Genomic DNA, 14,590 nt, shown 5'->3' with positions numbered 1-14,590 from the left:
ATGTGAAAATATTAAGTATATTCTGTTGAAAAAAGGTAGATTTGAAGTAAGTTAAACTTTCATATGTTATGCTTATTCTATACTAATTAATTTTAGGATGAGGAGTTGACCAGTTATTACTATTATAGAGAATATATATAATGCTTCTATATTATTAATGTTTTTATCTACTTTTAGTTTTTATCTATATTTGAGAAAAATAAAAAGGGAAAGAAAGCTCACTGGTTTCGAACTTACAATGTTTATCATTACACAGGTTGGTTATATTCTTTGGGGGATATATATTATTTATATAAACTTTGCATGATGTGTCCTTAGAAATACTACGTTTATAAATAAGGAGGTATCATCTAATATATATTGGATGATACTTTTTTGTTTTTTGAACAAAAAGGATATTGAAAGGGTCCTGGTATGAATATCAAACCCTTTTCAATATGTATAATTATTTCACTGCCTCTTTTAATTCTTTTCCAGCCTTAAAAGCAGGTGCTTTTGAAGCCGCGATTTGCATTTCTTCACCTGTTTGTGGGTTACGTCCTGTACGTGCAGATCTTTCACGTACTTCAAATGTACCAAAACCAAGAATCTGTACTTTCTCTCCATTTGCTAACGCATTTGTTATTGTATCTAATAGCGCTTGTGTTGCTGCTGCATCTTTTTGTGTAAGTTCAGCTTTTTCTGCTACTACTTTTGTTAATTCTGTTTTATTTATTTTCTGCACCTCTTCATATGTAATTAGGTGACTATTATAACGTGTGTGTATTCATGATGCAATTATACTGTACATAGAAAAAGCCATAGCAAAAGCAAGAGGACAATGTCTGTGTAAAAGGCATAAGAAGGATATTAATTATCGCTTTAAACTCTGTTCATATTTCTTTACATCTTCCATGGTTTTAAATATTAACACATCAAAAACTCCTTTTTCATTCCCACATACGACAACAAAACCATCTGTTGCTTCCAGAACTCTACCAACGCTACCATCTGTAAGTGTAATACTGGTGAGGTGTTTTACGTTCAGTTTTTCTTCTTTTCGAATGTAGGTAGTTATGGGTGTTCCTACAGGAAATGCGTCTGTGATCTCTTTTGTTGTATATGTGCCATCATCTATTGATTGAGTTTTAGCTGTAATAGAATCAGTTTGAGTGGCACATCCTGTTGAACATATTAAAAGAATACCAGTAATAATACTTACACAAGCTGTTTTTACCATTCACAAAATCCTCCTATAACTGTTCGTATTGTCAACCCATTTAGGGTAACAAATTATATATACGAAGTTTGTTGGTTTATGTGAGTCGTAAATTAACAAAGATACAGGTATTTTGCCAGAATATGTTTCAAACAAAAGAAAAGACACCCAAAGGTGCCTTCCTGCGACTGGAACCATCGTAATATGGTATTGGGTGCCAACCCGATTGTTATTTTATCACATTAAGTAATTTTGGTTGTTGAGAAATATAATTCAAATCTATATGTTGTTTACTTTTGTCTCTTTAGCTTTTTTGTTGTGGATTCTTCAATCTGTTCAGATTTACTTTTACTATCTTGATACTTCCTTGAGCCTTTTTATCATTTTAGCCAACAAGACTTCTTCTTCAAGGGGCGTGAACCCTTCATATTAAGAGAAATTAATCGCGGCTTACTAAATTTTATAGATTACCTCTTTACTTATAGAATCATCAATACAGAGTCTTTACGACTTATCATTTTTCTTTCACTTTTATAGGAGAGGGAAGGGGAATGAGCTAAGATAAAGCTGGTTTAGTTGATTTGTTTTATTTTAAAATTTGTTTGAACGAAGGGGATAATTTACTAAATACACTATGTTGTTCATTTCCTTCTTGGTTCATACCTGCTTGATAAGAAGAAAATCCTTTATACGTTTTTCTTTTCCATTGCCATAAACCATTACTTTGATCGAATTCACCATAGTATTGATTGTAATCCAGTTTGTTTCCAGTGTTTTTATTAAAATTATTGCTAATAAAAATACGGCTATTACTTGCATAGATTTGGTTATTGGTAATTACATTGTTCCGGGTATCGTAATTTAATTCGATTTGGCCACTCTCTTGATCTTTTGTATCATTTTTATAAATCACATTATTTGTAATCGTGTTATTTTCCGCATATCCTTGCTGACTGTCATACCCACCAATTGTGATGCCACTCATGATATTATTGGATATTGTATTGTCTCTCACAGTAATTTGGCTTGCACTTTTTCCTGCATGTTCGCTGGCTACTTCAATACCGAGATCATTTTCATAGCTTTGATTTTGCTCAATGATAATTTCCTTCCCACCATCCACGTAAATACCATCAGCTGAATATTCATTATAACTAGTATTATTAAAGGATGAATTGTGATGGACAATGTTATTACGAACAACTCCATTTCGTGCCTGATCTAAAGCAGCTACTGGAGATACGCCTTCATGTCCAATCAGAACAATTCCAATATTGTTGTTATCATGTACTTTGTTATTGGTAACTTCAAAGGAATCTACATTACCATTCACAGCAATAGCCTCACTCAGTCCTAATTTCAAATTTGCTACTTCGTTATTATCGATGACAATATGATTTAAATTATTTTGTGCACTAGATGAAGTACCGTAGACAGCAATGCCATGTGCATTTCCATTCTTTACATTTGCTTCAATGTGGTGAATATAATTATTTCTAATATCAATATAACTTCCTGTTCCAGTGATATAAATACCAATAGGGGTTTCGCTAACTTTCGTTGATTTTAAATTGCGAAGTTCTAATCCATTTACTTGAATATAGTTTTTATCTTCTATTGTAAATAACCCATCATCTTCTAACTTGACTTTAGAACCATCTAGAATGACTTTTTCATCTTGGTAATTTTGAAATGTAATGGGTGCTCCTGAGGCACCAGAATGAGTGACACGAACTTTTTGGTTATAAACTCCGCCTCTTATGTAGATTGTACTTCCTTCTTTAGCGACGTTAGCAGCTTTTTGAATAGTAGCGAAAGGTTGATCTAATGTACCGGGATTAAGGTCGTTTCCTGTTGGTGATACATAGTAATTTGTAACAGAAATTACAGTGTCATTGGATTGTGCAAAGGTAGAGGCAGGAATCGTAAGAATTAACATACTAAAAGAAAGCATGAAGATAAAAAGAAATTTCTTTAATGAGGGAAATATTTTTTGATATTTCATCATGATCCTCCGTCTTTTTCTTAGCATTCCTTCCCAACTATATAATTAAAACTTGATATTTATATCTTGTATTAATAAAAATATTCACTTGAAATTTTAGGGGAATTTGATGTACTAATGATTAGGGAAAAAGTCAAACAAGTACTAGAATCAATAATAAGTGATAAGGGTGAATTCTTACCGCTTGTACACAATTTAAATAGTGAAGTATTTTACTTCGTTCATATGTTGAATATTGGCTAATTATATTCTTAAAAAAGGATGCATGCATTTATTATTTAAAAGTAGATTTAGCAACCATTGCAAAATCCTGTATTTCGTATAAAATAATATAATGTTATCGCGTTATTCTATTTCTAATTTTTAGGGAATGGCAATGAACCTGAAATAAAAGCAGCGCGATTGGTAAGAAAAATCAAACTAGATGGATGGAAATGGTACTGTTTGATAGAATAGTTGTAAATATATTAAGAAAATGGTGCAAATGTTTTTAGAATAAAATTAGAGTTGAATATAGAAAGGAGCGATTGTATGGAGGGGAATTTGAAGCAATTAAAAGAAGCTTATCATGAAAACAAAGTAGTTCCTTTTATCGGGGCTGGATTATCAGTACCTTTCAATATCCCGACATGGGGAGATTTGATAAGAGATATTACTGATGAATATGCTAAAGGTAAAATCGAGGTATTGCTACGAAGCGTTGTTGATTGGCATTTAGAGGATAATGATTATTGGGGCGCGATTGATCAAATAAAGAAATTTGCACATCTAGTGGACCAAGATATTCAAAAAATGATTGTGAAATTAATCAAACAATATAAAAAAAATGTAGAAGATGATAATTTACATAATTATTCAGATTTGGCCAAGATGAACTTTAAACTCCATTTAACAACAAATTATGAAAATCTATTATATGAACATATAAAGTGTGATAATCTTCCAATTCTACTTAAGGATTTAGATTTTAGTTCTCAAGATTTGTATGATGAAAAACGAATTTGTCATCTTCATGGATTTACATCTAATTTGGGATCAATTGTTATTAGTAAAAGCGGCTATGAGACACTTTATAGTAATGAAAAGTACGGGGAGTTATTAAAGGCGGTTACAAGTAGCAAAAATTTGTTATTCATGGGTTTTTCTTTTGATGACAAATTTGTAAGTGATTTAATTAAGGATTACAAGCAGTATCTTAATGGGACGCATTATATCCTTCTAGCTAATCCTACTCAAGAAAGAATTAAAGAATTAAGAGATAAATATGGTTTAATTACTATTCCATATGAAACACAAGATTCTACACATGTGCTTGAGATAAGAAGGATACTGAATCAAATGGCTGAATCAAATTCGAGGAATACAAATGGAGATTCTAATGGTTCAAATGGCACTGCTACCAGTTCTGTTGTTCTCGGAGCAAGATTAGCGGACTTTAAAAAAGATGTAAAAGGCAACTTGTTTTACAAAAAACTAAAAATAGAAAATATCGATGAGCCTCTTATTGAATTAAGTTCAATATTTTATGTGGCATCAGAGCAATACATACGAGCATTGAAACAAGCAGGGATGTCTATAGATATTATTGATGCAATATTGGGTAAAGTATTCACGAAATATAAAGAAAAGTATGCGGATACATACAAGAAGTACGGGGATAGCGACCAATTTTTAACAGTTGTGCATGGAAGTTTAGAAGAGTTTAATTTTGGAAGATATGCTGTGTTTTTTGAAGATAATCAATCAGATGAAAACGAGAATAGAGGGTTAATTCATCTTTTGGCTGAGGATGAAACAATGGGTATTTGGTGGGGAGATGAGCGGTTAGATGAGCAATCTAATTAATAAAATTACAGTAGTCCCTCCGTCAATTGAACTTTTATTTAATAACGAAAAGTTAGATTTAATGAAAGTACTATGTCTAATGTATGCTTTTACATTAAAGAGCAAGAAGCGTAGAAAAGTTTCGGAAATCATCTTTTATTATAGTCTTGTCAATTTTGATTTAATTAAACTATTTGAAGACAGTGAAGAAAATAAAATGGGTATAATACCATCTCCCAATTTATATTTTCGTTTCCAGACTAAAATTAATGAAATACTTTTGAATATGTCGCACCTAAAATTCATAAATCTGCAAGGGGACTTAACTAAAAAGTTGGGTGACATAACAGTGCAATTGAATTCAGAAGGTGCAGCAGCTTTTGAAGAAGTTGATTCAGTATTCTTCTCTAATCTAAAAGTAGAGTATACAAAAGCCTTTGAAAAAGTGAAGTTTTCAGCTGGTAATATGCAAATAATAAGGGGGGTGCGAAAGTGAGCAGTATATTTATTAAAAAGTTAATTGTTCAAGGCACGTCATATAAGCGCACTATACGTTTTAACGAAGGTCTTACCATTATAAGTGGTGAGAAAACATCAGGAAAATCCTTGATTCTTAGCTTGATTGATTACTGTTTAGGTAAGAGTGAGAAAATCGATTTAAAAGTTCAAAAAGAATTGAATGTACATTGCGATCAAATTTTTATTGAATTAAAAATTAATGATGAAATATTTACATTCAGCCGTTTGTTAAAAAAGAAGCAAAGTAATATCAGCATATATTTCTGCGCCTTTGAGGATATAGAAGGGTATACGCCAAAGATCGTAACGATAAGTGAAGCGATGCACTTTCTTATGACAAAATTAAATATTAATGAATATAAAATAATTAAACATCAAAAACATAGTACAAAAAAAGAGCTACAAATCGTATCTTTCCGAGATATTTTTAGATATGTGTATATAAATCAGCATGCACTCGGAACAAAGGATTTTTTAGAAAATAAAACTACGTTTAAGAGAAATAAAAATCCACACGCTTTTAAACTGATATTTGGCCTAGTGGAATCTGATAAAGATGCATTAAAGGAGAAATTGGTGGATACACAGAATAAAATTGAAGATGCATATAAGGTAATAGCTGGATTAAATTTATATTTAAAAGACAAGGATGCTGAAGATTTCAATGTTTTATCTGCTAAATACAATAGGATTAAGAAAGATATTGAAAAGCAGAAAAAAGAAAAGAAAACAATTATAGAAAGTAGTAAATTGAATAACAATAGTGAAAATAAACTGTATATTAAGCTAAAAAAGGATTTAGAAGAGATTGCTAACCAAATAGTTGAATATCAACGGAATAAAAGACAATTATTAATGTCTATAAACTCTAAAAAATTGTTAGTGGAAGAATATAGAGTTGAAGAAAAAGAAGTAGATGCGACATTGGAAATAAATTATACGTTAGTGATACCGGATCAAAATATTGAATGCCCTCTATGCAATTCAACCGTTTTAATTCATGAGCAAGAAGAAGTAAATCAAGGTACGAATACAGAAAAAATGTTAAGGAAAGTAAAAAAAGAAATAACCGACAAAATAAATCTGGTCAAAAATTTAATTGATGATGATATGAAGAGTATTGAAGGTATCGATGTACAAATAGAGAGATTGTTGAGAAAACAGGATATTTTGAATGAAGCTATTGTTGAATTCGTTAAAGAGACAGATGTTCCGTTCCTCTCCCAAATCGATAGTATCAATATCTTGTTAAATCGTTTAATTAAAGATCATGAAATAGTTAAAGAAGGGATACGAATTCATCGAAAAATTGATGAAAAACAAAAGGATATTACCAATCTGGAAACTACTGCGACACGACTAGAAGGTGAAATAGCAGCACTAAAAATAAGTGATAAGGATCAAGAAACTATTTTTGATTTTTTAAACACAGAGTATCAAAACTTTATGACAAGACTAAAGTATGATACAAATGGTGAAACCTTTATCCACCCTGAACAGTATATTCCATATTATGAAGGTGCAAGTGTTTATGCCCATGAAAGTGGAGGTCTGTTAGAGTGTATGCAGCTATCATACTTAGGAGCAATTTTAAACAGTAAATCCGAAGGATATGCTCCTGGACATCCAGGACTTTTATTGTTAGATTCAATTAGTAAATATGTAGGTACTTTGAAAAAAGGTGAGCAGAAAGAAGAACAGGATGGGAATCGCCAGCAAAATCTGGTTCCGAAATCTGCTGAAGATCAAACTAAAATTGAAGAAAAGAATTTGATAAATGACCCAGAAGTATACGAAGAATTTTATAAAATATTGATTGAGTTAAGTACTTATCATCAAATCATTCTTGTAGAAAATACACCGCCAGAAAAATTTAATAAGTACATAAAGTATGTATTTTTAAAAGGGAAAAAGGGTTTAATTAATCCAGAAAAAAATGAATTTACAGAGGGAGATGAAGGTTTGTGACCATAAACAGGTTAGGGCAATGGCACACATTCCTTTCTCTCTTAATATTATCATCCCTTTCAAGCTTTCTATAAGGATTGAGCTGATTATGCTTGAGTAACTAAAAAAATTGATTTTACAATGTTAATGTGAGTTTTATATCATTCAGCAAATGATCCCCTGTAAATAACCAACTGTTTTTTATTATTAGACGAATGATGTTTAACTTGGTAAGTGTTATTTTTATACTTAAAATAAAAACACCTAATAATTTATGAAGTGAACCCGAATAGTGGTACATGAAAAAAACACCTCCTGAATTCGCATACTAAGTATGCAAATTCAATGGAGGTGTTTTTGGTTTGAAAACAAGAGTTCATTATCCAGAAGAAGTGAAGTGGAAAGTCATTGAAATGAAAAAGGCTGGGTATTCCAATCGGACCATTATGGAGAAGTTTGGAATTAAAAATGTTTCCCAAATTAAGACATGGATGAAATGGTATCGCACCGATCAAACGTGCCGTTTTCAACCACCTGTAGGAAAATAATATTCTTATGGAAAAGGGCCAAAAGAGTTAAATGAATTGGAACAGCTACGGTTAGAAAATAAACAGTTAAAAACAAAATTACTTATATGGGGAAAGTATCTGGAAATCGAAAGGAGTTGAACAAGGAAACTGTAGTTATTTTATGGAACGACTTCAAAACAAAAATAACGGTAAAAGAATTGTGTAATGTATTAGAATTACCCCGTTCCACATTTTATCGCTGGTTACAACGAACAGAGGAACTTAGAAATGATATAGAAGAGAAAATAAAGGACGTTTGTCTTAGGCATAAATTACGGTATGGATATCGAAGAGTGACCGCTACTCTTCGAAAAATGGGGCTGTGTGTCAATCATAAAAAAGTATTACGAATCATGAAACAATATCATATTCTCTCAAAAGTGCGTCGAAAGAAAAAGAAATATATCAATGGTGCGGAACCAGTGGTAGCCCCTCATCGATTGGAACGTCAATTCGAAGCTTCAGCACCAAATGAAAAGTGGTTTACAGATGTGACGTATCTATTATTTGGAGAGCGTACCTTGTATTTATCAACGATTATGGATGCCTTTAATCGTGAAATTATTAGTTATGTCATCAGTGAGTCTCAAGCACTACCATTAGCGATGAAAACATTAAAACAAGCAATGAGAGGGCGAAAAGTAAAAGATGTCATTCTCCACTCGGATCAAGGAAGTATTTATACCGCAAAGGAATTCCAAGCGTATGCCAAAGAAAAAGGCATTATCACCAGCATGTCCTGGAGAGGAAATTGCCACGATAATGCCGTCATGGAAAGCTGCTTTGGTCATTTAAAAAGTGAAGCTTTCTATTCACAAAAGATAACAAAAGTATCCAACACAACTGTGCTAGAATACATTCATTACTACAATTGTGTGCGGATTTAAGAAAAATTAAACCACCTATTCCCTAAAGAATTTAGGGAACAGATGGTTTAGGTGTTTTGATATGTGTCCCGTTTTCAGGGTTCACTTCAGTTATAAAGTATGAGAGTAATCAAATAAACCTCCATCCTGTCTGAACTGTACCCCGAATCATGGACACTTAAAAAAGCCCCATGATTCGGGGTTTTTATGTATTTTTATCAAAAAACCTCGTTATAATGGAACCAGCGATAGAAATGAGGTACGGAGAATGAGTAAAATTATTTTTAACGAAATCCAAATGAAACAGATAGAAAAAAATAAAAATGTATTAAAAGTGTCGGAACGTTCGATTAGCTATTGTTCAGATTTCAAAGTAAGAGCGGTAAAAGAAAATCAACAAGGAAAAGGCACTAGCCAAATCTTTTTAGAGAATGGGTTTGACTTAGCTGTGATTGGTGAGAAAAAGCCAAAACAATGCTTGAAACGTTGGCGAAGAACCTTTGAACAATTTGGTGAGGAAGGCTTTTATACAGAACGCCGTGGGAAAGGAAGCACGGGACGCCCTTCGGAAAAATCCCTCTCTTCTGATGAAAAATTAAGGAAGGCAGAAGCACGTATTGCGTTTTTAGAAGCGGAATTGACATTCCTAAAAAAGTTAGACGAACTCGAAAGGCAGGCGTTACAGAAGAAGCGTTAACACCACGAGAAACATACACACTGATTGAACAAACCATACGTCGATTCCAATTCCCACGTATGGTGCGTTACCTTTGCACACTAGCTGGGGTCAGTCGGAGCGGATACTATGCGTGGCTTCATCAGACAGATAAACAGCTGGAAAAAGAACGCAATGATGAAAAAGATTATGAATGGATCCAAGAAATTTTTAATCGAAAAGGGAAAACATATGGTGGCCGTTCTATCAAAATGGTATTGGAAAAGACAAAAGGAATTTGCATGAATCTCAAGCGTATTTATCGTATTATGCGTAAATATAACCTTGTGACGAAGATTCGCCGAGCGAATCCCTATAAACACATCGCAAAAGCGACACAAGAACATAAAACATGCCCGAACCTTTTAAAACGCCAATTCAATCAAGAAGAGCCTGAAAAAAGTATGTTAACGGATATTACCTATTTATTTTATGGAAAAGGAAAGAAGGCTTATTTATCATGCGTAAAAGACAGCACAACACGAGAGATTTTAGCCTATCATGTCTCCTCCTCTTTACGAATGGATATCGTCTATCAAACATTAGATAACTTGAAAGAGAGATTAGGAGAAGTCATTCATCCTGAAGCGCTTCTACACTCAGATCAAGGTATTCATTATACACACCCTGAATTTCAGAAACGTGTAAGAGAAATGGGGATTAGACAATCTATGTCCCGTAGGGGCAATTGTTTAGACAATTCACCAATGGAATCCTTTTTTGGTCATATGAAAGATGAATTAGATTATAAAGATTGTCAAACCTTTGAATCCCTTGAGCTCACCATAAAGGCTTATATGGAGGAGTATAATTATAATCGTTATCAGTGGACATTAAAAAAGAAGGCTCCGATTGAATACCGGAACCACCTTTTAAGTGCTTGATTTTTCAGGGCTTTTTTATTAAACTGTCCATTTTATAGGATACAGTTCAGTCAGGGGGGAGGTTTATTTGATTACTCTTCTTCTTGCATTAAAAATTTCCAAAAACGTTTTAGTTCTTCACGCTTTTGGGATGGTGCAAACTTTATATCTTTTAGCCATTGATCTAATTCTATTTTGTTTCCGTCCTCTGTAACATTAAAATCTCGCCCTAGAAGAAAATCAGTAGATACATTAAAGTAATCTGCTATACGTATCAAGGTATTGTAATCAGGTTGACGTTCATTACGTTCGTACATACCAATTGTACTTTCACTTAGCTGAAGCGAGTGAGCAAGTTCTTTTTGCGTAATTCCTCTTTGTTTTCTTAAATCACGAATTATATTTCCAAACGTTTTCATTCTATCACCTGATAATATATTAACACATTATGTGTTAAATAATTAAAATTTTTAAAAGTTGATAATTAGAATCTATTGACAACACAAAGTGTGCAGTTTATATTTTAAATAACAACACGAAATGTGGTTTTAGGGGGGAAGACATGAATTATGAAAGAGTGGCCAAAAATCTAATTAATTTAAGAAATGAAAAATCTAGAGAAGAAGTGGCAAGGGCTGTGGGAATCAGTGTTAGTACATTGCAAATGTATGAAAATGGTCAGAGAATTCCACGGGATAATATAAAAATAAAATTAGCGAATTTTTATGGTGTTACAGTCCAAACAATTTTTTTTGATTCAGAACAACACGAAGTGTGTTGAATAATATTAGATTTTTAAGATTATGTAGTTATTTTTTAGAAATGTAAGTTTGGAAAGTGTTTTAGGGAATTTTACATATAAAAACAATATTTTTATCATTATATATAAATAATAGGAGTGTATTTGCATGAATATGAAAACATTTGAAATGCGTGAAAAGCGATTAGCAGAACTACTAGGTGCAAAAGTACTATGGGAGTTTATTAGTGCAGTAACAGAAGAAATTGAAAAACAGGAATTAGAGTCTACACCAGGTTTACTAGAAGATCTATTCATACATGTGAAAGAAACCATTCAAATTCAAAATATGAACAAGAGTATAACAAAAGCCCCTGTAAAAACAGAGGCTGATGGTATAAATAAAGATACATTATTTATGGAAGCATATGTAGAATTAATTAATCATAAGTTTGTTATTTCTGAATTAGCTGTAGAGCTTTCATCTGTTCTAAAAGAATTAAATTGTTTTGTTCAATCATCTTTGCCACAGCTTCAAAGTGACCTTGATTCTCAAGAACCTCAAGCTGCTTCTCTTTAGAGAGTGATTGAAGTATTTCTTTTATTTCTTTACACTCGTATATGTTAGTATCTGATTCTTCAATTACTTTACAATAAGTCTATGTTTAATATATTAGTTATTGATTTTACCCATTAAACAAAGGTGCATTTGATGACTTAGAAATTTTATTTTATTCTAAAACGTCTGGGGAAAGTCAGGCGGAGTTATATCATATATTAAACAGTATCGTCTTAATCCAATTATTAAAAAAGGTGATGAAAAATAAGAATTTGGAGCCCTTCTTTTTTAGAACGGCTCCAAATTCTTTAAAGTTATCAATCTTCTGCCCACATAATAGCTAAAAGAAAAGAAATAATTTTAGAGCGGGAGCTTAGTAAATTAAAAATTTATTATCCAACTATATGTTTCCATATACTTGTTGCTTTCTCAACATAACTATTACTCAATCCCAATATGTTTTCGCCAAATTTTAGTTTTTCGGTGATAGTACTAAAAATGTTATTTTTAATACTAGGGCTTGCAATGATTACATTTTCATTACCCTCAGAAATTTTAACCTCTTCTCGTTCACTTTGGATATTATTTGTTTCTGGAATTTTTAAATCTAATTTTAATTCTTCCATTAGTTTAGGGTGATTTTCCTCTTCTTGATAAAAATTGAAATTTCTTTTGGGTAATCTCGATAATTTACTCCAAGAATCATTCTTAATAAGCATTTCAGCTAATTGAATTTCTGCATCTACTCTTACTGCAATTGTACTTGTTTTGTTAAAGCGTTGTTTTTTTAACAAGAAGCTCCGAAAAGAATAAAAGTCAACTATATTATTACAATGTAAAAATACATCGAATTCTATATCTAATAATCTGTTTTGGAGATTTTTAGGTAACTGTAAATAAGCAAATTGAAGTTGATTAGCTAAATTAAATAGGGTAGGATGACCTAATTCGTATTCGTGGATTGTATTTGGATTTGCGTTTTTTACTATTCCTGCATTTAAATATTCCATCAGGGCATTAAAGTATGAATCAAATATAGTTTGAAAGTCCTGTACTGCTTTAAGTAATTTAGTAGTTACTTCAATTGATGTGTACTCAAGGTCTGTTGATTGTTTTATGTTTTTCAAAAAAATACCCCCATTAAAATAAGTAATATTATTAAAATATTATCATGATTTACTTAGTTTAATCGATGAGTAATTTAAATCAGATTGCATTAATTTCACACTATAACTTAGTTTTTATATACTAGAAAAGAAATATGGCAAATCGGTAGAGAAGTGATGTCTAGGAATGAAGAGCAATGAAGAGCAATGAAGAGCAATGAAGGGTATATCGAGAGTGTAGGTACTTATATGTTATACAATATAGGAATGTAATATAATTAGACCTAAAGAACTCCTTAACAATGATAAAAAAGAAGAACTCAGTAAATTGGACTCATTTTTTCTTAATAATATTCATATAGAACGGTTATTTACTTTACTCAAAATTGTAAGACCAAAAATTTTCTTTTTTGAGTCCTCTATGTACTATTAAAACTTTTGATCATAAAAGATTGGAAAAAATATGGTGTAATTTATAGTATAATGAATGCTGTAAATAAATTTAATTCTTTATAAAGGGAGTGTATTGGGATGGGTGTAAAACTTAATTTTGCCTTGTGCGGAACGGATATCGTACATATTGAAGATAGGCTATATAAAAATATTAAATACAGGTGTCCGCACTGTCATGAGGATGTGATTTTTAAAAAGGGGAATAAAAGAGAACACCACTTTAGTCATAGGCCTGGAAGTAATTGTGTTGTCTCTCGTGAAACTCTCCTACATTTTGAAGCTAAGCACTTTCTCGTTAATAAGATGAACAAAGAAGAAGACATAAAGCTCAAAATTGATTTAAGTTATTTTAAAAGGAAATACAAAGAATTTTTAAGAGCAATTAATATAGTTTCTTACGAAATATCATTATTAGATATATTGAAGTTTTACAAAAAACGTTTTGCTGAAGTTGAGCAATGGATAGGAGATTCTATAGCCGACGTTGTAGTAAGAGGAGAATATAATGATCCCAGTCCATTTGTAATAGAGGTTTATGTAACACATGCAAACGAAGAGGAAAAAGTTCAATATTTTGACGAAGAGGATATACCGTTTTTAGAAGTAATTCCTATTAGAAAAAACAGTGAATTTATGTTCGAGATTTCTGACGCTTCTATTTCTGAGTATATTGATCATATATCTTCTAAAATCTCTACGACAGCAGCTGATATTAGTTATAACATCTTTAAAGATGAATTGATAGATATAGCTAGAGAAGATTTAACAGATGAAATATTGTTACAATATAAAAAACAAGCAATACACGAAGTAGAGGATGCAATTAAAACTCTAAATTATAGATACTACATTAACGGTAACACCTATAAAAAAATGAATAGCGTTGAAGCTAAGTCGTATATGAGTAAGGAATTTAGTCGTGAGGAACTACTTAATATATCGTATAAGAACTCCTCGCAATCTAAAGATAAATACTTGATGGTTAATGACCGTTATTTCTTATCTAACGAACAAAATTTATTATATTCATTAATATATGAAATACAGGAACATTACCAGGTTGAAGCTATTATAGGCGGCTGGGAACATACCAAAAGGAAAAAAGTAATAGGTTTTAATATATTAATGCCTAATAATAAAATTGTAGTAGAAGAGATGAATAGAATACTAAATGATATGTTATCTAAAATCAAAAGAGACTGAATAAAAAATTAATTTTATACATCC

At 31.6% G+C, this 14,590-nt stretch carries 12 protein-coding genes and 1 pseudogene; 8 read left to right on the top strand and 5 right to left on the bottom strand.

The annotated features are described in order from the left end of the window. Positions 1–445 precede the first annotated feature (445 nt). From MKX66_RS29005 to MKX66_RS28995, 3 genes are all read right to left on the bottom strand, one after another. A complete protein-coding gene (locus MKX66_RS29005) occupies positions 446–715 on the bottom strand; it encodes an HU family DNA-binding protein (protein ID WP_098762818.1) in 270 nt (89 codons plus the stop codon). Between the two features lie 138 nt (positions 716–853). Next, positions 854–1,219 (bottom strand): hypothetical protein, encoded by a 366-nt coding sequence (locus tag MKX66_RS29000; RefSeq protein ID WP_016093829.1) that lies wholly within the window; start codon positions 1,217–1,219, stop codon positions 854–856. Between the two features lie 565 nt (positions 1,220–1,784). Beyond that, positions 1,785–3,203 carry a right-handed parallel beta-helix repeat-containing protein gene (locus tag MKX66_RS28995; protein WP_341087952.1) on the bottom strand — a complete coding sequence of 473 codons (1,419 nt, stop codon included), beginning with the start codon at positions 3,201–3,203 and terminating at the stop codon, positions 1,785–1,787. Positions 3,204–3,746: 543 nt separating this feature from the next. On the opposite strand from MKX66_RS28995, the gene MKX66_RS28990 reads away from it, so the two are divergent. From MKX66_RS28990 to MKX66_RS28970, 5 genes and pseudogenes are all read left to right on the top strand, one after another. Further along, entirely contained in the window at positions 3,747–5,048 is a 1,302-nt protein-coding gene (locus MKX66_RS28990; protein WP_341087951.1) for an SIR2 family protein, read from the top strand. Beyond that, the gene (locus MKX66_RS28985) at positions 5,032–5,523 is read left to right on the top strand and encodes a hypothetical protein (RefSeq protein ID WP_341087949.1); all 492 of its coding nucleotides are present in this window, start codon (positions 5,032–5,034) and stop codon (positions 5,521–5,523) included. The genes MKX66_RS28990 and MKX66_RS28985 overlap by 17 nt, the downstream gene beginning before the upstream one ends. Beyond that, entirely contained in the window at positions 5,520–7,514 is a 1,995-nt protein-coding gene (locus tag MKX66_RS28980) for a hypothetical protein (protein ID WP_341087946.1), read from the top strand. The genes MKX66_RS28985 and MKX66_RS28980 overlap by 4 nt, the downstream gene beginning before the upstream one ends. A gap of 341 nt (positions 7,515–7,855) precedes the next feature. After that, positions 7,856–8,949: pseudogene (locus MKX66_RS28975) on the top strand (IS3 family transposase). Between the two features lie 247 nt (positions 8,950–9,196). Continuing rightward, a protein-coding gene (locus MKX66_RS28970) for an IS3 family transposase (protein ID WP_341087944.1) occupies positions 9,197–10,527 on the top strand; the annotation gives its coding sequence in 2 pieces (ribosomal slippage) (positions 9,197–9,584 and positions 9,584–10,527; 1,332 coding nt in all). A gap of 71 nt (positions 10,528–10,598) precedes the next feature. Here MKX66_RS28970 and MKX66_RS28965 read toward each other — a convergent pair. Continuing rightward, positions 10,599–10,925: a helix-turn-helix domain-containing protein gene (locus tag MKX66_RS28965; RefSeq protein ID WP_097807950.1), complete on the bottom strand. Its 327-nt coding sequence runs from the start codon at positions 10,923–10,925 to the stop codon at positions 10,599–10,601. Positions 10,926–11,068: 143 nt separating this feature from the next. On the opposite strand from MKX66_RS28965, the gene MKX66_RS28960 reads away from it, so the two are divergent. Together MKX66_RS28960 and MKX66_RS28955 are read left to right on the top strand one after the other, a co-directional pair. Next, the gene (locus tag MKX66_RS28960; RefSeq protein WP_001105582.1) at positions 11,069–11,287 is read left to right on the top strand and encodes a helix-turn-helix transcriptional regulator; all 219 of its coding nucleotides are present in this window, start codon (positions 11,069–11,071) and stop codon (positions 11,285–11,287) included. A 127-nt stretch (positions 11,288–11,414) separates the two neighbouring features. Continuing rightward, positions 11,415–11,825 (top strand): hypothetical protein, encoded by a 411-nt coding sequence (locus tag MKX66_RS28955; RefSeq protein WP_341087942.1) that lies wholly within the window; start codon positions 11,415–11,417, stop codon positions 11,823–11,825. A gap of 371 nt (positions 11,826–12,196) precedes the next feature. Here the strand turns inward: MKX66_RS28955 and MKX66_RS28950 are convergent, their stop codons facing one another. Beyond that, on the bottom strand, positions 12,197–12,931 hold the full coding sequence (locus MKX66_RS28950; protein WP_341087941.1) for a hypothetical protein: 735 nt from the start codon (positions 12,929–12,931) through the stop codon (positions 12,197–12,199). A 510-nt stretch (positions 12,932–13,441) separates the two neighbouring features. Here MKX66_RS28950 and MKX66_RS28945 point away from each other — a divergent pair. Further along, the gene (locus tag MKX66_RS28945; protein ID WP_341087939.1) at positions 13,442–14,566 is read left to right on the top strand and encodes a competence protein CoiA family protein; all 1,125 of its coding nucleotides are present in this window, start codon (positions 13,442–13,444) and stop codon (positions 14,564–14,566) included. Positions 14,567–14,590: the final 24 nt, after the last annotated feature.

It is taken from the genome of Bacillus sp. FSL R9-9530, assembly GCF_038008145.1.
In the GTDB taxonomy this organism is placed as follows: domain Bacteria; phylum Bacillota; class Bacilli; order Bacillales; family Bacillaceae_G; genus Bacillus_A; species Bacillus_A mycoides.
This window is presented reverse-complemented; position numbering and strand designations above follow the sequence as displayed.

What these genes read in the sequence shown, in the direction of transcription:
- MKX66_RS28995 (WP_341087952.1), bottom strand. Translation starts at nt 3,203, where the DNA reads ATGAAATATCAAAAAATATTTCCCTCATTAAAGAAATTTCTTTTTATC.
- MKX66_RS28985 (WP_341087949.1), top strand. Translation starts at nt 5,032, where the DNA reads ATGAGCAATCTAATTAATAAAATTACAGTAGTCCCTCCGTCAATTGAA.
- MKX66_RS28955 (WP_341087942.1), top strand. Translation starts at nt 11,415, where the DNA reads ATGAATATGAAAACATTTGAAATGCGTGAAAAGCGATTAGCAGAACTA.
- MKX66_RS28960 (WP_001105582.1), top strand. Translation starts at nt 11,069, where the DNA reads ATGAATTATGAAAGAGTGGCCAAAAATCTAATTAATTTAAGAAATGAA.
- MKX66_RS28965 (WP_097807950.1), bottom strand. Translation starts at nt 10,925, where the DNA reads ATGAAAACGTTTGGAAATATAATTCGTGATTTAAGAAAACAAAGAGGA.
- MKX66_RS28945 (WP_341087939.1), top strand. Translation starts at nt 13,442, where the DNA reads ATGGGTGTAAAACTTAATTTTGCCTTGTGCGGAACGGATATCGTACAT.
- MKX66_RS29000 (WP_016093829.1), bottom strand. Translation starts at nt 1,219, where the DNA reads ATGGTAAAAACAGCTTGTGTAAGTATTATTACTGGTATTCTTTTAATA.